Below are 21,808 nucleotides of genomic sequence, written 5' to 3'. Positions count from 1 at the left end.
CTACCGGGCGGACGGAGCACCCCCATGACCCCACACACCTTGCATCGCAAGGCGGCCACCTGGCTGCTGGCGACGCTGATGATCTTCTACGGAGCAATAACCATGGCAAGCAGCCTGCGCTTGGCGGACCCCTCGGAACTGGTTGGACACTGGCAGTTGCAGCAACAGAGCGAACCTGGCGGCGCCTGTGCCCTGGACCTGTTGCAAAACGCAGCCCTGGGAGACGGCGCCGAGTGCCTGTCGACGTGGATCGGCGAGGCGGCGGTGGGCTGGTTTCCGGAGCCCGACGGTATTGCCATCACCGGACGCGAAGGTTCAAGAATTATCTTTTTCAGTCGACAGAGAGAAGGCCTGTACGAAGCGCGCCTCAAAGGCGACGGTTTGATCATATTGCAGCGTGCTGACTAATTAATGCGGCAGGTTGTTCGTTTATTCTTGGATGGCTTTAACTTGCCACTCTTTTAATCGACAGGTTTATAACCGGATAGCTATTAACCCAGTTGTCCGGTTCGGGTGTGTCCGCAGACTTCGAGACTAAGGGGCGCACATCTTTAGTTGCGCCGTATATGAGGTGCTCGCGTTCGGCGCGCAGGGTCGACTCAGGGAAAATGTTGAAGATGCTGAACAATAGTCATCCTGCACCACTGTTTAAGGCATTGGGCGAATACAAGGGCATTCTGATCAGTGTTGGCTGTTTCACCGCCTTGATTAATGTGCTGATGCTGGTGCCTTCCATCTATATGTTGCAGGTCTACGACCGGGTGCTGTCTTCGCAGAATGAAACCACCCTGGTGATGCTGTCGCTGATGGTAGTGGGCTTCTTCGTGTTTATCGGGCTGCTGGAAGTGGTGCGCAGCTTTATCGTCATTCGCATCGGCAGCCAGCTGGAGCGGCGTTTCAACCTGCGGGTCTATCAGGCCGCCTTCGAACGCAACCTGGCCCGTGGCGAAGGCCATGCCGGGCAGTCCCTGGGGGACCTGACCCATATTCGCCAGTTCCTCACCGGACCGGCACTGTTCGCCTTCTTCGATGCTCCCTGGTTTCCCATCTATCTCTTGGTGATCTACGCCTTCAACGTCTGGCTCGGCGTGTTCGCCACCGCCGGTGCCTTGTTGCTGATCGGGCTGGCCTGCTTCAACGAGGCCATGACCAAAAAGCCCCTGGCCGAGGCCAGCGGGTTTTCGCAGAAATCCACCCAACTGGCCACCAGTCATCTGCACAACGCAGAAACCATCCAGGCCATGGGCATGCTCGGAGCCCTGCGCAAGCGCTGGTTCGTGGTGCATTCGCGGTTTCTCGGCATGCAGAACCAGGCCAGCGACACCGGCTCGGTGATCAGCTCCCTGAGCAAGACCCTGCGCCTGTGCCTGCAATCGCTGGTGCTGGGCCTGGGCGCCTTGCTGGTGATCAAGGGCGACATGACCGCCGGGATGATGATCGCCGGTTCGATCCTCATGGGCCGGGTGCTGAGCCCCATCGACCAGTTGATCGCGGTGTGGAAGCAGTGGAGTTCGGCCAAGCTGGCCTACCGCCGCCTGGATGCGCTGTTGCGCGAGTTCGCCCCGGGCGACAGCGCCATGTCGCTGCCAGCGCCCAAGGGCCAGGTGAGCTTCGAGCAAGTCAGCGCCGGGCCGCCCGGGCGGCGGATGGCCACCCTGCAGCAAGTGACCTTCAACCTCAACGCCGGTGAAGTGCTGGGTGTACTGGGGGCTTCCGGTTCCGGCAAGTCGACCCTGGCCCGAGTCCTGGTGGGGGTCTGGCCGACCCTGGGTGGCACGGTGCGCCTGGATGGTGCCGACATTCACCGCTGGAATCGCGATGAGCTGGGGCCCTACATCGGTTACTTGCCCCAGGACATCGAACTGTTCAGCGGCAGCATCGCCGAGAACATCGCGCGTTTCCGCGAGGCCGACCCGGAGCGGGTGGTCCAGGCCGCCCAACTGGCCGGGGTGCACGAACTGATCCTGCGCCTGCCCCAGGGCTACGACACCGTGCTCGGGGACGACGGCAGCGGCCTGTCCGGCGGGCAGAAACAGCGGGTGGCCCTGGCCCGGGCGCTGTACGGCAACCCGAGTCTGGTGGTGCTCGACGAACCCAACTCCAACCTCGACACCGTGGGCGAAAGCGCCCTGGCGGCGGCCATTGCCCAGCTCAAGGCCCGGGGCGCCAGCGTGGTGCTGGTGACCCATCGCTCATCGGTGCTGGCCCTGGCCGACAAGCTGCTGGTGCTCAACGAAGGGCGCTTGCAGGCCTTCGGCCCCAGCCAGGAGGTGCTCAAGGCGCTGTCCGGCGGTCAGTCGCCAGCCGCCCAGGAAAGCCCCAAGCCGGTGGCGGCTGCTCCCGGCGGCTTGAGCATGAGCCGCCAGTATCAGGCTCCGACACGGAATAAAGGCGCATGAGCAAGGACCGCGAGATGATGATCGAACAGGATTACGCGCCCGAACGCGTGGAGCGCGACGCTGGCTTTTTCGCTCGCCTGGGCTGGATTCTGGCCCTGGTGGGGGCCGGCAGTTTCTTTGTCTGGGCCGCGCTGGCGCCCCTGGACCAGGGTATCCCGGTGCAAGGCACGGTGGTGGTGTCCGGCAAGCGCAAGGCGGTGCAGTCCATGAGCAGTGGGGTGGTCAGCCGCATCCTGGTGCGCGAGGGCGAAAGCGTGAAGCAGGGCCAGCCGCTGTTTCGCCTGGACCAGACCCAGGTCGCCGCGGATGTGCAATCCCTGCAGGCCCAGTACCGCATGGCGGTGGCCAGCCTGGCGCGCTGGCGCAGCGAGCGCGACAACCTCAAGCAGGTGGACTTTCCAGCGCAACTGAGCAGCAGTGACGACCCGCGCCTGGCCCTGGTGCTGGAAGGCCAGCGTCAGCTGTTCAGCAGTCGGCGCGAGGCATTCCTGCGCGAGCAGGCGGGCATCCGCGCCAACATCGAAGGCGCCACCGCGCAACTGGCGGGCATGCGTCGCGCACGCACCGACCTGGGCAATCAGGCCGAGTCCCTGCGCCAGCAACTGAGCAACCTGCAGCCCTTGGCGGACAACGGCTATATCCCGCGCAACCGCCTGCTGGAATACCAGCGCCAACTGTCCCAGGTGCAGCAGGAACTGGCGCAGAACACCGGCGAAAGCGGCCGTATCGAGCAGGGCATTCTCGAATCCCGGCTCAAGCTGCAGCAGCACAGCGAGGAATATCAGAAAGAGGTGCGTAGCCAGTTGGCCGAGGCCCAGCTCAAGACCCAGACCCTGGAGCAGCAACTGACCTCGGCCGGTTTCGACTTGCAGCACAGCGAGATCATCGCCACCGCCGACGGCATCGCGGTCAACCTCGGGGTGCACACCGAAGGCGCGGTGGTGCGCCAGGGCGAAACCCTGCTGGAGATCGTGCCCCAGGGCACGCACCTGGAAGTGGAAGGGCGGCTGCCGGTGAACCTGGTGGACAAGGTCGGCCCCCATCTGCCGGTGGACATCCTCTTCACGGCCTTCAACCAGAGCCGCACGCCAAGGGTGTCCGGTGAGGTCAGCCTGGTTTCCGCCGACCAGATGGTCGACGAGAAAACCGGCATGCCGTACTACGTGCTGCGCAGCAGCGTCAGCGACCAGGCCATGGAGAAGCTCAACGGACTGGTGATCAAGCCTGGGATGCCGGCGGAGATGTTCGTGCGCACCGGCGAGCGCTCACTGCTCAATTACCTGTTCAAGCCTCTGCTCGACCGGGCCGGCTCCGCACTGACCGAAGAATAAGGATGTCGCGTCGTATGAGTAAGCTTTCCATCCTCGCCGCCGCCTTGTCCTTGCTGGTGTGCCAGGGGGCCCGGGCCATGGGCCCGTTCCAGATCTACGAACAGGCGCTGCGCAACGACCCGGTGTTCCTCGGCGCCATCAAGGAGCGCGACGCCGGCCTGGAGAACCGCGCCATCGGCCGCGCCGGTCTGCTGCCCAAGGTGGGCTACAGCTACAACAAGGGCCACAACAACTCCAAGGTCACCTACCTGGACACCGTGCGCGGCAGCGTCAGCGAAAAACGCAACTACGACAGCTACGGCTCGTCCCTGACCCTGCAGCAGCCGCTGATCGACTACGAGGCCTACGCCAACTACCGCAAGGGCGTGGCCCAGGCCCTGTTCGCCGACGAGAACTTTCGCGGCAAGAGCCAGGAGTTGCTGGTGCGGGTGCTCAGTTACTACACCAAGGCCCTGTTCGCCCAGGATCAGATCGAGATCGCCCAGGCCAAGAAGAAGGCCTTCGAGCAACAGTTCCAGCAAAACCGGCACATGTTCCAGCAGGGCGAGGGCACCCGCACCGACATCCTCGAGGCCGAGTCGCGCTACGAGCTGGCCACCGCCGAAGAGATCGAGGCCCGGGACGAACAGGACGCGGCCTTGCGTGAGCTGGGGGCGTTGATCGGCGTGCCCGACATCGACGTGCGCGACCTCGATCCGCTGCAGGAAAACTTCCAGTCCTTCGCCCTGAGCCCGGCCAATTACGACACCTGGCACGAGATGGCCCTGAGCAACAACCCGGTGCTGGCGTCCCAGCGGCAGCGGGTCGAGGTGGCGCGCTATGAAGTGGAGCGCAACCGCGCCGGGCACCTGCCCAAGCTCAGCGCCTACGCCAGCGTGCGGCAGAACGAATCGGAAAGCGGCAACACCTACAACCAGCGCTACGACACCAATACCATCGGCATCGAAGTCAGCTTGCCGCTGTACGCCGGTGGCGGGGTGTCGGCCTCCACTCGCCAGGCCAGCCGCGCCATGGAGCAGGCCGAATACGAACTGGACGGCAAGACCCGGGAAACCCTGATTGAACTGCGGCGGCAATTCAGTGCCTGTCTATCGGGGGTGAGCAAATTGCGCGCCTACCAGAAAGCCCTGACGTCGGCCGAGGCCCTGGTGGTGTCCACCAGGCAGAGCATTCTTGGTGGTGAACGGGTCAACCTGGATGCGCTCAATGCCGAGCAGCAGCTCTACACCACCCGGCGGGACCTGGCCCAGGCCCGTTATGACTACCTGATGGCCTGGACCAAGTTGCACTACTACGCGGGAACCTTGCGTGAAGAAGATCTGGCCCGGGTCGATGAGGCCTTCGGTCAGCGCACCGGGCCCTGACGGGCCGCAGGATAAAAAGGAGCAACGCACATGAGCATCTTCGACTACAAAAGTGCGCTGGGCAGTGCCGGCAAGGCCCAGTACAGCGAGGCCATCACCCTGGCCCTGTATGCATCGAACCCCACTGGCGAGGCCTTGCCGGGGACGTCCTGGCGGCCCATCAGCGCCTCGCAGCTGGGCTATCAGGGCCATGTCAGCGCCCAGGGCACCATTTCCGGCGAACAGGCCGTGGTCAGCGATGCCCAGGTCGAGATCCTGGGCAAGTACGACGGCGCCGGGCAGTTGCTGTCCATCGGCATCAGTTTTCGCGGCACCGACAGCCTCAAGGACGGCCTCAACGACCTGCAGGCGGCCTTCGTCTCGGGGTTTGCCGACAACTACAGCCGCCTGGCCTTCGACAACCTGCTGGGCAAGGTCGCCGCCTTCGCCACGGCCCAGGGCCTGAGCGGCAGCGACGTGCTGGTCACCGGCCATAGCCTGGGCGGGCTGGGGGTCAACAGCCTGGCGAGCCTGAGTACCGATCACTGGGGCGGCTTCTATCAGGACGCCAGCTACCTGGCCTTCGCCTCGCCGACCCAGAGCGCCGGCGACAAGGTGCTGAACATCGGCTATGAAAACGACCCGGTGTTCCGCGTTCTGGACGGCACCCACTTCAACGCGTCGTCCCTGGGCACTCACGACAAGCCCCAGGAGTCGGCGACCAACAACCTCGTCAGTTTCACCGATCACTACTCATCGTTCCTTGGCCAGTGGATTCCCCAGAGCATCCTCAACCCCAAGTCCTGGTCGGCCCACAGCGCGGTGGATTACGCCGCGGGCCTCAACCGCCTGATCGGCTCGGACTTCTATGACCTGACCAGCCGCGACTCGACGGTGGTGATCTCCAACCTGTCCGAGGGCCAGCGTGATCAGGTGTGGGTCAAGGACCTCAATCTGTACGCGCAGAAACACACCGGCAGCACCCTGATCATCGGCACCCAGAGCAACGACCTGCTGCACGGCGGCAAGGGCAATGACTACCTGGACGGCGGTGCCGGGGATGACCGTTTCCGCGACGACGGCGGCTACAACATCATCCATGGCGGCCAGGGGCACAACGTCCTGGAGCTGCAACAGCCGCTGCAGAATTTCTCCATCGCCAACGACGGCGACGGCACCCTGTATATCCGCGATGCTTATGGCGGCATCAGCATGACCCGCGACGTGGGGGCCCTGGTCAGCCACGAGGCCGGGAGCTGGTGGCAACTGTTCGGCAAGGATGTCAGCTACAGCGTGACCGCCGACGGCCTGCAGCACGGCAACCAGTGGACCGCCTATAACCACTCCCTCAACGGCGATGCCTATGGCAACGCGCTGGTGGCCAGCGTCGACGGCGACTGGCTGTTCGGCCATGGCGGCGACGACCTGCTCAGCAGCGACAAGGCCAACGTGACCTTCGTCGGCGGTGCCGGCAACGACGTCATGCATTCCACCGGGGGCGGGGCCAACACCTTTCTGTTCAGTGGTCACTTCGGGCTCGACCTGATCCAGGGCTACCAGTACAGCGACAAGCTGGTGTTCATGGGCGTGCCGGGCATCGACAGCCAGTACGACTATCGCCAGCACCTGTCCCAGAGCGGCAACGACACCTTGCTCAAGGTGGGCGAGCACTCGGTGACCCTGGTGGGGGTCGGTATTGAGGGGCTCAACGGTTCAGGCATCGTGTTCGCCTGATTCAGCCTCGGCCGGGGGAGCGCAGGATTCGCTCCCCCGGGCTTTGCGGACCTTGAACCCAGAGAACGTCGGGGTGGCTCCCCTGAAGTCGCCGGCAACATCCTGATCCGTCCTGGATGGACGATCGAACAACAACAAAAAACGAGAAGTCATCAACATGGATGTCAGATGTCATCAGTTCAACAGGCTGGCGGGCACGGTGTGCCTGGCGTTTACCGCAGGCCTGCCGTTGACGGCCGCCCAACGCCGTTCGGAACACCGGCCAGCGGGGCGTTCCCGCTCCCCATGCCATCGGCGCTCTGGCGCTGGCCATGCAACCTTCCCTTTATTCGAACAACCAGCAAGCCCAGCAGGTGCTGCCCAGTCCCGTGCGCCTGTGCTGCGGCATTGGCGCGCCTGGGGTGTTGGTGAGCGACACAAGGGTGTCGGAGTCAATCTGCAATGGCGTTTCCACGACGTCATTCGAGCGGCGGGCAGGGAGCCTGCCAGGGCCATTTCGCAACACAACTAAGGAAGGTCGAAGTGAAGCAAGTCAAACGCAAGGATGGCGCTGTGCTTGGGCAGGAACGGGGATGGTTGACCCTGGCTCCGGCACTGTTGGGTTGGGTGGCGCTGCTGGGCACGGCCCAGGCGGCGCCCTATGTGGAGAACGGCCGTCGGGGCGACGCTGGCAGCTGGCGCAGCGCCGAGTTCAAGGCCGATTGGGGCCTGGGGGCGATTCATGCCGACAGTGCCTATGCCGCCGGTTACAGCGGCAAGGGCGTCAAGCTGGGGATCTTCGACCAGCCGGTGTATGCCCAGCATCCGGAGTTCGCCAGCCCGGGCAAGGTGCTGACCCTGGTCACCAGCGGCATTCGCCAGTACACCGATCCCTATATTCCGGTGCGGGCCGGCGATGCCTTCGTCTATGACGGTCGCCCATCGGTGGGCTCGGACGGCAAGCTGGGTTCTCACGGTACTCACGTCGGCGGGATTGCCGCCGGTAACCGCGACGGTGGGGCGATGCACGGGGTGGCCTTCGACGCCCAGATCATCAGTGCCGACAACGGCGACCCGGGGCCCGAGGACGGCATCATCCTCGGCAACGATGGCGCGGTGTACAAGGCCGGCTGGGACGGCCTGGTGGCCAGCGGCGCGCGGATCATCAACAACAGCTGGGGCATCGGCATCACCGATCGCTTCAGCAAAGGCGGGCGCGATCCGGCGTTCCCGCACTTCACCCTGGATGACGCCCGGGCACAGTTCGCGCAGATCCAGCCGCTGCTGGGCAGCTTGCCGGGGGGCGCCTACGACGGGGCCATCGCCGCAGCCCGCAGCGGGGTGCTGACGATTTTCGCCGCCGGCAACGATTACAACCTGAACAACCCCGACGCTATCGCCGGGCTGGCCTACTTCGTACCGGAGATCGCCCCCAACTGGCTGACCGTTGCAGCCTTGCAGCAGAACCCCGACACCAGCAGCGCCGATCCCTACGTCATCAGCACCTTTTCCTCGCGTTGCGGCTACACCGCGAGCTTTTGCGTGTCGGCCCCCGGCACCCGGATCTACAGCTCGGTGATCGGTGGCACCAGCCTTGCGAACATGACCCTGGGCTACGCCAACAAGAACGGCACCTCCATGGCCGCGCCCCATGCGGCCGGTGCCGCGGCGGTGCTGATGGAGCGTTTCCCCTACATGAGCGCGGCCCAGGTCGCCAGCGTCCTGCGCACCACGGCCACCGACCTGGGGGCCCCGGGTGTCGATGAGCTGTACGGCTGGGGGATGATCAATCTGGACAAGGGCATTCGCGGGCCGGGGATGCTGGTGACCGAGGCGGACATCCCCGAGGCGCTGCGGGTCCAGGGCGGCTACGGCTCGTCCCAGTTCGTCGCTGACCTGCCGGGCTATGGCGCGTTGCTGGATGCCGGCAAGCCGACCCAGCGGCGCTGCAATGACATCAGCTGTGTGCTGGATATCTGGAACAACGACATCAGTGGCCACGGTGGCCTGACCAAGCAGGGCGTCGGCACCCTGGTGCTCAGCGGCGCCAACACCTACGCCGGGCCGACCCTGGTCAACCAGGGGCGGCTGGCGGTCAACGGCTCGCTGCTGTCGGCGGTGACGGTGAACGCTGGTGGCATCCTCGGCGGCACGGGCCGCGTGGGCGCACTGACCGCCAACCCGGGCGCGATTGTGGCCCCGGGCAACTCCATCGGCACCTTGCATGTCAGCGCCGATGTGAACTTCCTCCCGGGTTCGACCTACGCGGTGGAGGTGTCCCCCAGCGGCAGCGACCGGATCGTCAGCGACGGCCAGGCAACCCTCGGCGGGGCCAGCCTGGCACTGGAACTGGAAAACCCGGGGTTGTCCCTCAATGCACAGCGGGTCCCGAGCCTGGTGGGGCGGCAGCTGGATATCCTGCAGGCCGCCAATGGCGTGCAGGGCAGCTTTGGCCCGGTGCTGTCCAACTCGCTGTTTCTGGGGGGCAACCTCAATTACAGCGCCGGCGGTGTGCAGCTGGCGGTGGCGCGCAATGCCACCTCGTTCAGCAGCATCGGCCTGAGCCCCAACCAGCGTTCGGTGGCCGATGCTGCCGAGCAACTGGGGGCGGGCAACCCGGTGTATGAAAGCCTGCTGCTGGCCGCCAGCGCGGCCAGTGCACAGCAGGCCTTCGAGCAACTGTCCGGGGAAATTCATCCGGCCGTTGGCAGCCAGTTGCTCAATGACAGCCGCTACCTGCGTGACGCGATGGGTGAGCGGCTGCGCCTGCAGGGCGGGGACGCGGTGCCTACTGTCGAGGGCGGCGAGCAGGGGCTGTGGTTCAAGACCCTCGGCGCCTGGGGCAAGGCCGACGGCGGCCAGGATCGAGCCGGCTATACCCGCTCCATCGGCGGCCTGCTGGCCGGTGTCGACGGGCAAGTGGACCCGAGCACCCGTCTGGGCGTGTTCACCGGCTACAGCGACAGCTCGCTGAGCATGGGCGATGGCCGGCATTCTTCGGCCAGCATCGACAGCTACCACCTGGGTGCCTACGCCGGACGCGAGCTTGCACAACTGCGCCTGAGCCTGGGCGGTTCCTACAGCTGGCACCGCATCGCCACTCGGCGCGAGCTGCAATACGACGAGGTTGCCGATCGCCAGAAGAGCAAGCGTGATGCCCGCAGCCTGCAGTTGTTCGGCGAGGCGGCGTGGCACCTGGATCTGCAGCCCATGGCCCTGGAACCCTTTGCCAGCCTGGCCTATGTGCAGGTGGACAGCGAGCGCTTCAAGGAACACGGCGGCGCCACGGCACTCAAGGGCGATAGCGACAATCGCGAGGCCTGGCTCTCGACCCTGGGCATGCGTGCCGGCAAGCAGTTGCAGTTGTCTTCCGGGCAGACTGTGGAACTGTCCGCTACCCTCGGCTGGCAGCACAATCTGAGCGCCACCGGCGCCGATCAGCATCTGGCGTTTGCCGACGGTGGACAAAGCTACAAGGTACAGAGCCTGTCACTGGACCGGGATGCAGCGGTCGTCGGTGCACGGGCGGGCATTGCCCTGGGTCGACAGACCCGGGTCAATCTGGATTACAACGGGTTGCTGGGCAGCCGTGACCGGAACCATGGGGTCGGCTTGACCCTGGACTGGACTTTCTAAGACCCAGGCAACGGATGTGCAAGGTGTTGTACAGGTCCTGCGGACCCGGAAACGGGCTTGGAGGGCCTGAGCTTTCTCTGACAATTCCAACAAAAGAGAGGCAATACCATGGGTGTCTTTGACTACAAGAACTTCACCGCAGCCGATTCCAAGGCGCTGTTTTCCGATGCGCTGGCGATCACGCTGTACTCCTATCACAACCTCGACAACGGCTTCGCCGTGGGTTACCAGCACAACGGCTTCGGCCTGGGCCTGCCGGCAACCCTGGTCAGCGCATTGATCGGCAGTAGCGATTCCCAGGGCGTGATCCCTGGCATTCCCTGGAACCCGGATTCGGAGCAGGCCGCCAAGGACGCGTTGCACCAGGCCGGGTGGTCCACCCTCAGTGCCCAGCAACTGGGCTACAGCGGCAAGGTGGATGCCCGGGGCACCTTCTTCGGCGAGAAGGACGGCTACGGCACGGCCCAGGTGGAGATCCTCGGCAAGTACGATGCCCAGGGTCACCTGAGTTCCATCGGCATCGCCTTTCGCGGCACCAGCGGGCCACGGGAGTCGGTGATCGGCGACACCATCGGTGATGTCATCAGTGACCTGCTGGCCGCCCTGGGACCCAAGGACTATGCGAAGAACTACGCCGGTGAGGCCTTCGGCAAACTGTTCGCCGATGTGGCGGCTTTTGCCCAGGCCAATGGCCTGTCGGGCAAGGACATCCTGGTCAGCGGTCACAGCCTCGGCGGGCTGGGGGTCAACAGCCTGGCGGACCTGAGCGGCGAACGCTGGTCCGGGTTCTACAAGGATGCCAACTACATCGCCTATGCCTCGCCGACCCAGAGCGCCAGCGACAAGGTGCTGAACATCGGCTATGAGAACGACCCGGTGTTCCGCGCCCTGGACGGCTCCAGTTTCAACCTGTCGTCCCTTGGCGTGCACGACGCCCATCAGGATTCGGCCACCAACAACATCGTCAACTTCAACGACCACTACGCCTCGTCGCTGTGGAACGTGCTGCCGTTCTCGATCCTCAACATCCCCACCTGGATCTCCCACCTGCCCACCGGCTACGGCGATGGCCTGACCCGGGTCCTGCAATCGAAGTTCTACGACTTCACCAGCAAGGACTCGACCATTGTCGTGGCCAACCTGTCGGACCCGGCCCGGGGCAGCACCTGGGTCCAGGACCTGAACCGCAACGCCGAAACCCACAAGGGCAGCACCTTCATCATCGGCAGCGACGGCAACGACCTGATTCAGGGCGGCCGCGGCAACGACTACCTGGAGGGCCGCGACGGCAATGACACCTTCCGCGACGATGGCGGCTACAACATCATTCTCGGGGGCAAGGGCAGCAACACCCTGGACCTGCAGCACTCCATCGGCGACTACAGCTTTGCCAGCGACGGCGCCGGCACCCTGTACGTGCGCGATGCCAACGGCGGGATCAGCATCACCCGTGACATCGGCGCGATCCAGAGCAAGGAGCCGGGGTTTCTCTGGGGCCTGTTCAAGGACGACGTGCTGCATCAGGTGACCGACCAGGGCTTGCAGGTGGGCGCCCAACTGACCCACTACGCCTCGTCGGTAAAAGGCGATGCCGGGGACAACCTGCTCAAGGCCGGTGCCGGCGGCGATTGGCTGTTCGGCCTGGACGGCAACGATCACCTGATCGGTGGCCGGGGCAATGACGTGTTTGTCGGTGGCGCCGGCAATGACCTGATGGAGTCGGGAGGGGGCAACGACACCTTCCTGTTCACCGGTCATTTCGGCCAGGACCGCATCCTCGGCTACCAGAGCGGCGACAAACTGGTGTTCATGGGGGTGAGCGGGGTGCTGCCGGGCCAGGACTACCGTGCCCACGCCAGCAGCAGCGGCCATGACACGCTGCTGACCTTTGGCCAGGACACGGTGACCCTGGTGGGCGTCAGTCTTGAGCAGCTCAACGGCTCGGGCATCACCATCGCCTGATGCATCCGCGGCGCGGGGGCCGGCACGGGCCCCGCGCTGTCCGGACGGGAAAAAGTGACCTGCAGGTCAAGTGACGACTCCAATATCCTTAAAGCCGCCGCCGGTTGACCCGTTATTACAGCAACCCAGGGTTCTGTGGGGGCCGGACAGCAACGGATTCAAGGTAATGGCAGGAGAGTTTTGACTGTGAGCAACACCAAGAGATGGGCGAGTGCCGGGGTGCTGATGGCCCTGTGGACGGGGCTGGTCGCCGCCGAGGAGTTGCCTCGCAGCTCGATTTTGCAACGTTACGGGGTGAGCGTGGATCAGTTGCCGGCCGGTCAGCCGGCGCCTGCCCAGTCGCAGCCGGCGCCTGCCAGCCGCTTCAACCTGCAGCCCGAGCCACCGCTGGTCAATCTGCGCCTGGGGGACGGCACGGCGCCGCCGAGCACCGGCAACATCAGCATCGACAACGCCGAGGCGCGCGAGCGCGAGCGCTGCCAGCAAGTGCGTGACCAGTTGTCCAAGCGAGGCAAGCCTCTGGGGATTTCCTGCACGCCAGGGCAGGGCCCGTTGCCCTGGTCGCCCTGAAGCGCGGGAGCTGCATCATTTTTCCTGGCGGACCGTGGCCACATCGTCCGCCTTGACCCGTACGGTCTTGCCGGAAATGTCCTGGAATTCATAGAAACCATCCGCGGTCCTGGTCTTGGGCTGGTCCCGGGTCAAATACTGGGTGCCGTTCTGCAAGGTCACCACCGTGGGCGAGGCGCAGCCGGCCAGGGTCAGGGCGCCGAAGGCGGTCAACAGCAGTCCCAGGTTCTTCACATTCATACAGACCTCTCATCAGGGGGTGTCCCCGTTACGGCGGACACTATAGTCATGGCCCCTTGGTGTAGTGAAGACGACGAAAGTTCGCCGGGTCATTGGAAAAATCTTCGTCCCGCCATTTATCCAATAGTGTTTGCCAGAGCGGGGCGCCGGCTGTTATCTGTACGCATAACCAGTATCGATCCAGCCGTGGCGTGTTTGTTCAGTGACTTCCAACCCCCTCGAAAACCCCCTCTATTACCTGTGCAACTTCCAGCAAGTGCTGAACTGGCTGGAGCAGCGCTATGCCGATGTACTGACCCCCGAGGAGCAGCGCTTCATCACGGATTTCGCTGCCTTGGCCGAGCCGTCCCAGGCCTTGCTGGTGCGCATGGTGATGCGCAAGGGCCGGCATTTTCGCCTGAGCAAGCTGAGCTACCCGGAAATCGCCGACAGCGCCGGGGCCCTGCTGCCGTTGCTGGCGCTGGGCTGGGTCGACGAGCAAGCGCCGCTGACCCTGGATGAGCTGTTCGGCCTGTTGCAAAAGGCCGAGATCCTGCAGTGCTTCAGCGACCGGGGATTGTCGGCCAAGGCCAAGAAGAGCCAGTGGCTGGAAGCGCTGCAGGCGCTGTCTCCGCAGCCTCGGGCTTTCGGCCAATGGTGTCCTGCACTGGCCGACCGGCTGCTGAGCCTGACGGTCATGCCCTTGTGCGATCGGTTGCGGCTGATGTTCTTCGGCAACCTCTATCAGGACTGGTCGGAGTTTGTGCTCGCGGACCTGGGGATCTACAGCTACGAGAAAGTCGAGATCAGCGCCGATGCCCGGGGCCTGCGCAGTCGCGACGACGTCGACGGTTTCATCTACCTGCAGCAATGCCAGGAGGCCTGCGAGGCCGGCGAGCCGCTGCCGGCGGTGCTGCCGCGTATCGTTGCGTTCAGCAGCGCCAACGCCTGGCTGGAGAAGCGTCGCGCCAAGCTGCTGTTCCTGTTGGGGCAGCATTGCGAACGCCAGGCCGACTGGCCGCTGGCCCGGCAGATCTATCAGCAGTGCAGCTACCCCGGGGCGCGCTTGCGGCTGATCCGGGTTCTGGAGCTCAGCGCCGAGTATCGAGCGGCCCTGACCCTGGCCGAACAGGCCGCGGCAGCGCCCCAGAGCGCCGCCGAGGCCCAGCAGTTGCTGCGGGTGATGCCGCGCTTGCGGCGCAAGCTGGGAGGGCCACCGGCGTCCCGGGTGGTCAGCCGCGAGGTGGCGCGGCTGGACCTGAGCCTGCCCCGGGACCCCGCCGGGCTGACGGTGGAGCTGCAGGTCCAGGCTCATCTGCATCAGCCCCAGGCACCGGTGCATTACGTGGAGAACAGCCTGATCAACTCGCTGTTCGGGCTGCTGTGCTGGCCGGCGATCTTCGCGCCCTTGCCGGGGGCGTTCTTCCACCCGTTCCAGCGTGGGCCGGTGGATCTGTTGAGCGAGGACTTTCACCCGCGGCGCAGCGAGCTGTTCCAGGCGTGCCTGGAGGAGCTGGAGGATGGCCGTTACCGGGACAGCATCCGTCAGCGCTTTGTCGCCAAATGGGGCCTGCAATCGCCTTTCGTGTTTTGGAGCGTCTTGAGCCAGGAACTGCTGGAACTGGCCCTGGACTGCCTGCCGGCCGAACACCTGAAACACTGGTTCCAGCGGCTGCTGCTGGACATCCGGGCCAACCGCGCCGGCATGCCGGACCTGATCCAGTTCTGGCCCGAGGAAAAGCGCTACCGGATGATCGAGGTCAAGGGCCCGGGGGATCGCCTGCAGGACAACCAGCTGCGCTGGCTGGACTTCTGCCAGGAGCACCAGATGCCGGTGGTGGTGTGTTACGTGCAGTGGCAGGACCCGTCCTCGTGAGCTATCGCGTCGCGGTGCGAGCCCTGTGTGAGTTCAGTGCCAAGACCGGCGACCTGGATCTGCGCTTCACCCCGTCGCCCAGTGCGCTGGAGGGCATGCTCGGGCACCGCACCGTGGCGGCCCGGCGCAATCCCGACTACCAGAGCGAAGTGCCCCTGGAGGGCCGATACGGTGAGCTGCTGGTCAGGGGACGGGCGGACGGCTACGACCCGGCGCAGAACCTGCTGGAAGAGATCAAGACCTACCGTGGCGACCTGGCGCGCATGCCGGACAACCACCGGCAGTTGCATTGGGCCCAGGCCAGGGTCTATGGCTGGCTGTTGTGCCAGAGCCTGCAGTTGCCGAGCCTGCGGGTGTCGCTGGTGTATTTCGACGTGGCCAGCGAACAGGAAACCGCCCTGGTGGAGGAACACAGTGCCGCGGCACTGGAGGCGTTCTTCCAGCGCCAATGCGCGGTGTTTCTGCAGTGGGCGCAGCAGGAACTGGCCCACCGTCAAGCCCGGGACCAGGCGACCCGCGCCCTGAACTTTCCCCACGCGACGTTTCGCCAGGGCCAGCGGCACCTGGCCGAATCGGTGTACAAGGCGGTCAGCACCGGCCGCTGCCTGCTGGCCCAGGCCCCCACCGGCATAGGCAAGACCCTGGGCACGATTTTCCCCATGCTCAAGGCCATGGCCCCGCAGCAGTTGGACAAGCTGCTGTTTCTCACCGCCAAGACCCCGGGACGGCAGTTGGCCCTGGATGCGGCGCGGGTGCTGTTCGCCGGGCAGGCCGGGCTGCCGTTGCGGGTCCTGGAGCTGGTGGCCCGGGACAAGGCCTGCGAACACCCGGACAAAGCCTGTCATGGTGAGTCCTGTCCCTTGGCCAGGGACTTCTACCAACGCCTGCCGGCGGCGCGCCAGGCGGCCAGCCAGGTGCCGATGCTCGACCGCCAGGCGCTGCGCCAGGTGGCCCTGGAGCATCAGGTCTGTCCGTACTACCTGAGTCAGGAAATGGCCCGCTGGAGCGATCTGCTGGTGGCCGACTACAACTACTACTTCGACTTCAGCGCCTTGCTGTTCGGCCTGGCCCAGGCCAATCAGTGGCAGTTGGCGGTGCTGGTGGACGAGGCGCACAACCTGGTGGAGCGCGGGCGCGGCATGTACAGCGCAAGCCTGGATCAGCAACAGCTGGCCGCCGTGCGCCACACTGCGCCCCAGGTGCTCAAAGGCGCCTTGCAACGCCTGAACCGAGAATGGAATGCCCTGCACAAGGAACAGCTCGCGCCGTATCAGGCTTATAGCCAGTTGCCCACGGCGCTGCTCAGGGCCCTGGCCCTGTGCGTCACGGCCCTGGGTGACTACTTCAACGAGCAGCCCCAGGGCCTGGACGCCGGCCTGCAGGGGCTGTACTTCGAGTTGCTGCAGTTTGCCCGGGTGGCGGAGCTGTTCGATGAGCGGCAGTTCATCTTCGACATCAGCAAGCGCGCCCTGAGCGCCAAGCGCAGTCTGTCGCGCTTGTGCCTGCGTAATGTGGTGCCGGCGGCGTTGCTGGGCCCGCGACTGAGCGCGGCCCGCAGCACCGTGCTGTTTTCTGCCACCCTCAATCCCGAGCGTTATTACCGTGACCTGCTGGGCCTGCCGGACAGCACGGTGTGGCTGGAGGTGGAGTCGCCCTTTGCCGCCGCCCAGTTGCAGGTGCAGATCGTCAGCCGCATCTCCACCCGCTATGTGCACCGGCAGGCGTCGCTGGCGCCGATCGTCGAGTTGCTGGCCCGCCAGTTCGCCGCGCGGCCGGGCAACTACCTGGCGTTCTTCAGCAGCTTCGATTACCTGCAGCAGGTGGCCGAGCTGCTGGCCCGGGAACACCGGCACATCCCCCTGTGGTTGCAGTCCCGGGGCATGGATGAAGCCTCGCGCCAGGACTTTCTCCAGCAGTTTCGCGCCGAGGGGCAGGGCATAGGCTTTGCCGTTCTGGGCGGGGCGTTCGGCGAAGGCATCGATCTGCCGGGGACGAAGCTGATCGGTGCCTTTGTCGCCACCCTGGGGCTGCCCCAGCTCAATCCGCTGAACGAGCAGATGAAACAGCGCATGGCGGCGTTGTTCGGTTCCGGCTACGACTACACCTACCTCTATCCGGGCTTGCAGAAGGTGGTGCAGGCGGCGGGGCGGGTGATTCGCAGCCAGACCGATCGTGGCGTGCTGATGCTGATTGACGACCGTTTCGCCGAGTCCCGGGTGCGGCAGTTGTTGCCGGGGTGGTGGGCGATCCAGGCCGAGGGTGCGGGGCCGGCTGAGGTGGAGCCGGCGGCAGGGTTTGGCGGGGATTGATGATCAGCGGCGAGGGGATGGCGCTGTCACTGGCCCCGGTGGACGCGGACAAAGCGGCGCAGGGTCTGGCCCGGCCCGGTGCTGAAACGGGTGGGCCGCGGTTGCCCCTCGTCGGCGGCGATGAACACGAACTCATCGGCGCTCAGTTGGTAGCTGGCCGGCAAGGGCTTGCCGGCGTCGGCTCCGATGGAATCGACCCAGGTGATGGACTTGGGCCGGGTGCTGCTGTCGAGGCTGAAGCTCCCCGCCAGCAGGGTGTCCCCGGCCACCGTCACCACGCGAAAGCGGTTGCCTTCGATCAGGGTCAGGGCGCCTGGCGCGCTGTGCTCGTCCGGTGGGTCGAGTACGCCGCTGTCTTCCATCGAGATCTGTTCCCAGGCGCCTTGCAGCGCCTCGAGCTGCAGCAGGTCGGCGTGCTTCAGGGGGGACGAACCATCCATTTTCGGGGGCTTCCTTATGACGATCAGTTGAAGATGTTGCGGCCAATGCAGTAGGTCAGCAGGTCCTGGTCGCTCTGCACGTCCAGCTTGCGCATGGCGGAGATCTTCTGGGCACTGATGGTTTTGGAGCTGCGGTTCTGGCTGCGGGCGATGTCGCTGACGCTCTTGCCGGAAACGAACAGCCGCAGGATCTCAAATTCCTTGGGCGACAGGGTGGAAATTCGCTCGTCGATCGCCACATTGGATTCCATCACCGAATGGGAGGCCGGCTCCAGGCTGCGGTACACGCCTTTTTGTGCGATGGCCTTGAGGGCGGTCTGGATCTCCTCGTGCAACTGGCTTTTCTGGATCACGCCCACCACCCCCAACTCGCGCAGGCGGGTGAGGATCAATTGATTGGAAATCATGGTCAGGATCAGGATCTGCAAGTGCGGGAAGTTGCGCTTGAGGTACTCCACCAGCTTCAGGCCATCGCCGTAAGGCGAGTCTCCGGGCATGTTGTAGTCGGTAATCACAATGTCCACCGGCCGGGATTCCAGCTGCTGGATCAGGCCTTTGGAACATACCGCTTCACCGACAATTTCGAAGCGGTCGTCGCGCTCCATGAGCTCGCGCACGCCGAGCAAAACAATAGGGTGATCGTCAGCAATGACTACTTTCAGTTTTTCCATGGCAAACACACCCGTGTAATACGCAATTTAGTAAAGAAACATAAGACTGACGGTACATTAAACCCTGCCACCCATTATTCAAGGGGCAGCAGAAGTTCCGACAAGTGCTGCATCAGTTGCCTGACTTGGCCCTCCAGAATCGGATTCAAAGTGTTTTCCAGCAATTGGCACTCCAGCTCGGCGCAGGCCTTGGCCAGGATGCCGGCCTGCACCGCGCCCATGGCCCCGGCGATGCTGTGCAGGCGCTCGGCGGCGGTCCGGCCCGAGCCGGTTTCCAGGGCCTTGGCCAGGCGTTGCAGATCGTCACGCATGGTGCTCAGGAACAGCGGTCGCATTTTCTCCGACACCTGTATCCGCTGCTCGGCCGGAGCCGGTTCCCGGGGCTGCAGCGGCTCCACCGGCCTGATGGTCGCGGGCGCTGCGGTGTTGCTGTCAGGCACCGGGCAGAGTTTTTCCAGTTGCCCGCGCAGGGTCTGCAGGGTCATGGGCTTGACGATCCAGGCACTCATGCCGGCGGCCAGGCAACGGCTGCCTTCCTCGCGCAGGGCGTTGGCGGTGACGCCGATGATCGGCAGCTTCGGCTCGCGTCGGCGCAGCTCCCGGGCCAGATCGTAGCCATTCATGAGCGGCATGTTGACGTCGGTGACGGCAATGTCGAACAGCTGGTGCTGCCATTGTTCCAGGGCCTGTTCGCCGTTGGACGCCAGGGTCACCTGGCAACCCAGGGCTTCGAGTTGTTCCTTGATGATCGTCTGATTGAGCGGATTGTCTTCCGCCACCAGGACATTGAGCGCCAGGTGGCGCAAGGTGCCGGGGGCGCGTTGCAGCAGGTCCAGGGGTTGTCCCTGGCGGGCCAGCGCCGCGGCCTGGGCGATGGCGCGGATATCGTGGGCGTCGACCGCCCATTGCGCTTGCGGGTGGTCCCGGTGACCCGCCGCTCCGGCGGTGACACAGGGACCGGGCCAGCCGGGCTGACTGTCACGGGGCAACATGTCGATCAGCACCGTATTGCGCGGTTTGTCGTCCGCGCACAGGGGCACCGGAAAGGCTTGCAGGCCGAGACGGTTGAGCCATTCGCAGGTGCTTTTCTGCAGCTCCGGCACCGGCGCCCGGACATACACCGGTGGCCCCTCGGGCAGCGGCGCGGCGCCGGGCAGGGCGCCTGCCAGGCACGGCAGGCTCAGGCGCAGGGAGAAACTGCTGCCCAGCCCCGGTTCGCTGATCACCTGTATGTGTCCACCCATCATCTCGCTGAGACGCTGACAGATCGCCAGCCCAAGCCCGGCACCGGCCTCATTGGAGGCGTCGCGGACCTGGTAGAAGGGGTCGAACAACTGCGGCTGCTGCGACGGCGAGATGCCGATCCCGGTGTCGGTGACTTGCCATTCGATGCTGGCCATGCTGTCCTGCTGCGCCAGCACCCGGACGCGCAGCACCACCCGGCCGCTGTCGGTGAACTTGATGGCGTTGCTCAACAGGTTGTTGAGAATCTGCCGGATGCGCCCGGCATCCCCGCGCATCAGGTTCGGCAGGCTCGGGTCGATGCACGCGTAGAGCAGCAGTCCGCGGCGTTCGGCGAAGGCCGCATAGCTACGCAGCGCGTCTTCCACCAGGTCCAGTGGACAGAACTCCACGGGTTCGATGCTCATCTGGTCGGACTCGATCTTGGACACGTCGAGCACGTCGCTGATCAGTTGGAACAGGTTGCTGGAAGAGCGCTGGATGGTTTGCAGGTATTCACTCTGGCGCGCGTCGAGCGGGGTCAGGCCCAGCAGCTCCAGGGTGCCGAGCACGCCGTACAGCGGGGTGCGGATCTCGTGGCTCATGGTGGCCAGGAACAGAGTCTTGGCCTGGTTGGCCGCGTCCGCCGCGAGCCGGGCCTGTTCCAGCAGTTGCGCGTCCTGCACATGCGCGGTGATGTCATAGAAGGTGCACAGCAGAACGTCCTGCCCCTGGTAGCGGGTGGCGACCAGCCCCACCTGCAAGTGCCGGCCTTCGATCTCGAGGCAGGTTTCGCCGCTGTCGCTCAAGGGCGGGTCGCGCTGCAGCATGCTCAGCAACTGGGTCGTGCCTTGCCACTGCACGGCCTGGCGATTCTCCATCAGCACCTTGAAGTCCTCACGGCGCACCACGCACAGGCCGGTGGGCGCGGTATCGAGCACCACGCGGCTGAAGGCCTCGCTCTCGGCAAGGGTCTGGTGCGCCAGTTGCGCCGGAGCCACCACCCGGTCGCGGTACCAGCGGCTGGCGATCCAGCCACAGACGATCGCGCCCAGGGCCAGCGCCGGGAGGCCCAGCAGCAGCCACAGGGCATAACCGAGATAACTTTTGTAGCTGATGCTGTAGAGCCCGGTCCAGAGCGCCGGAGTCGGGCTGGTGACTTTGAAGACCATGCCCCGCAAGCCGAAGTTCGGGCCTTCGCGCAATGCCCTGGCCGCAGGCAGAGAGCCGCTGAGGACGCTGCCGGAAGGTTCGATGAGGGTGAAGTCGTCGTAGATCGACCAGTCCATGAGGCGCTCGATGTCATTGATCTTGTCCAGATTGAGCAGCGACGCCACCATCATCCAGCTGTTGGCGCCATGCAGCTGCAACGGCTGCGGTCCGAGGTGCAGATTGACGTAGGCCAGCAGCTTGGGGGCGACGTTCAGTGACTCCGGGAGCCTGTAGGTTTGCCAATGCACCTGTTGATCCCGCGGGTCGTTGTGCTTGACCTTCAGTTGCCGCAGCACCTGTTCCATTTCGCCGTCATGGGAGCCGTTGCCCTGCCACGGATTGCCGCGCGCCTGGCGCGCCGCCGGCAGGCTGATGTCGTAGTTGCCGAAGCTGTTGAACAGAAAGGTGCGGGGCGCGTGATAGGGCGACGTGGACCAGAAGGCGTTGTAGAAGGTCGACAGCTGCAGGCCCAGGGCGAAGGCCTTGGGCAGTTCGTTGGCGGCCTGCGGTTGAGAGTCGAAGCTCGGGTCGAAGGGCGTCAGCAACGGCGGCTGGGCCTGGGAGAGGTCATTGGCGTCATGGGGCAGGGGCTGCTCGGCAGCCAGCGGCGCTGCGCTCGCTTGACGGGAAGCCAGCTTCTGCAGAAACAGTTCCTGTTCCTGGATGTTTTCCATCAACCGCGCGAAATGCAGCCTGACGCTGTTGTGCTGTTCATCGATCAGGCGCTGGGTGGTCCAGAACAGTAGGGCGAACAGCAGCAGCGCAAGGCCCGCCAGGGTCAGCAGGCCCTTGTTCAGGCGAATCGAACTGCGAGTCAGATTCTCCATCAAGGTATTGCGGTATTTCATCACTGAATTCCCAGATACGTAGAAGGGCCCCGCGTTCGAGATTCCTCTCTCTGAAGCA

14 protein-coding genes are annotated in these 21,808 nt (G+C 64.8%); 10 read left to right on the top strand and 4 right to left on the bottom strand.

Annotated elements, in window-relative coordinates; genetic code table 11:
- The first annotated feature begins 24 nt into the window (after positions 1 to 24).
- The 8 genes from L1O02_RS16520 to L1O02_RS16485 all read left to right on the top strand — a co-directional run bounded on the left by L1O02_RS16520 (position 25) and on the right by L1O02_RS16485 (position 12,954).
- A complete protein-coding gene (locus L1O02_RS16520; RefSeq protein WP_108543501.1) occupies positions 25 to 408 on the top strand; it encodes an AprI/Inh family metalloprotease inhibitor in 384 nt (127 codons plus the stop codon).
- Positions 409 to 617: 209 nt separating this feature from the next.
- Positions 618 to 2,399: a type I secretion system permease/ATPase gene (locus L1O02_RS16515; protein ID WP_108543503.1), complete on the top strand. Its 1,782-nt coding sequence runs from the start codon at positions 618 to 620 to the stop codon at positions 2,397 to 2,399.
- A complete protein-coding gene (locus L1O02_RS16510) occupies positions 2,396 to 3,730 on the top strand; it encodes an HlyD family type I secretion periplasmic adaptor subunit (protein ID WP_060839147.1) in 1,335 nt (444 codons plus the stop codon). Before L1O02_RS16515 ends, L1O02_RS16510 begins: the two co-directional genes overlap by 4 nt.
- A gap of 2 nt (positions 3,731 to 3,732) precedes the next feature.
- Complete coding sequence (locus tag L1O02_RS16505; RefSeq protein WP_060839148.1) at positions 3,733 to 5,094, top strand: TolC family outer membrane protein; 1,362 nt, start codon at positions 3,733 to 3,735, stop codon at positions 5,092 to 5,094.
- A 30-nt stretch (positions 5,095 to 5,124) separates the two neighbouring features.
- On the top strand, positions 5,125 to 6,807 hold the full coding sequence (locus L1O02_RS16500) for a polyurethanase (protein ID WP_060843494.1): 1,683 nt from the start codon (positions 5,125 to 5,127) through the stop codon (positions 6,805 to 6,807).
- A gap of 522 nt (positions 6,808 to 7,329) precedes the next feature.
- Positions 7,330 to 10,422 carry an autotransporter serine protease gene (locus L1O02_RS16495; protein WP_235758303.1) on the top strand — a complete coding sequence of 1,031 codons (3,093 nt, stop codon included), beginning with the start codon at positions 7,330 to 7,332 and terminating at the stop codon, positions 10,420 to 10,422.
- Positions 10,423 to 10,530: 108 nt separating this feature from the next.
- Entirely contained in the window at positions 10,531 to 12,384 is a 1,854-nt protein-coding gene (locus tag L1O02_RS16490) for a polyurethanase (protein ID WP_060839150.1), read from the top strand.
- 186 nt (positions 12,385 to 12,570) lie between these two features.
- Positions 12,571 to 12,954 (top strand): hypothetical protein, encoded by a 384-nt coding sequence (locus tag L1O02_RS16485; protein ID WP_060843496.1) that lies wholly within the window; start codon positions 12,571 to 12,573, stop codon positions 12,952 to 12,954.
- Between the two features lie 15 nt (positions 12,955 to 12,969).
- Here the strand turns inward: L1O02_RS16485 and L1O02_RS16480 are convergent, their stop codons facing one another.
- Entirely contained in the window at positions 12,970 to 13,194 is a 225-nt protein-coding gene (locus tag L1O02_RS16480) for a YgdI/YgdR family lipoprotein (RefSeq protein WP_060839152.1), read from the bottom strand.
- 202 nt (positions 13,195 to 13,396) lie between these two features.
- Between L1O02_RS16480 and L1O02_RS16475 the strand changes: the two genes are divergently transcribed.
- Positions 13,397 to 15,049 (top strand): VRR-NUC domain-containing protein, encoded by a 1,653-nt coding sequence (locus tag L1O02_RS16475; protein WP_235758301.1) that lies wholly within the window; start codon positions 13,397 to 13,399, stop codon positions 15,047 to 15,049.
- Positions 15,046 to 17,358 (top strand): ATP-dependent DNA helicase, encoded by a 2,313-nt coding sequence (locus tag L1O02_RS16470; protein WP_108543507.1) that lies wholly within the window; start codon positions 15,046 to 15,048, stop codon positions 17,356 to 17,358. Before L1O02_RS16475 ends, L1O02_RS16470 begins: the two co-directional genes overlap by 4 nt.
- A gap of 26 nt (positions 17,359 to 17,384) precedes the next feature.
- Here L1O02_RS16470 and L1O02_RS16465 read toward each other — a convergent pair whose 3' ends face one another.
- The 3 genes from L1O02_RS16465 to L1O02_RS16455 form a co-directional block, all read right to left on the bottom strand.
- On the bottom strand, positions 17,385 to 17,798 hold the full coding sequence (locus L1O02_RS16465) for a TIGR03067 domain-containing protein (RefSeq protein WP_060839155.1): 414 nt from the start codon (positions 17,796 to 17,798) through the stop codon (positions 17,385 to 17,387).
- Positions 17,799 to 17,821: 23 nt separating this feature from the next.
- Positions 17,822 to 18,469 (bottom strand): response regulator, encoded by a 648-nt coding sequence (locus L1O02_RS16460; RefSeq protein WP_060839156.1) that lies wholly within the window; start codon positions 18,467 to 18,469, stop codon positions 17,822 to 17,824.
- Positions 18,470 to 18,543: 74 nt separating this feature from the next.
- The gene (locus L1O02_RS16455) at positions 18,544 to 21,750 is read right to left on the bottom strand and encodes a hybrid sensor histidine kinase/response regulator (protein WP_108543509.1); all 3,207 of its coding nucleotides are present in this window, start codon (positions 21,748 to 21,750) and stop codon (positions 18,544 to 18,546) included.
- Positions 21,751 to 21,808 lie beyond the last annotated feature (58 nt).

The organism is Pseudomonas sp. BC42 (assembly GCF_021560055.1).
Taxonomy (GTDB): Bacteria; Pseudomonadota; Gammaproteobacteria; order Pseudomonadales; family Pseudomonadaceae; genus Aquipseudomonas.
Note: the sequence above shows the minus strand (reverse complement) of the source record. Positions and strands in the feature narration are given on the sequence as shown.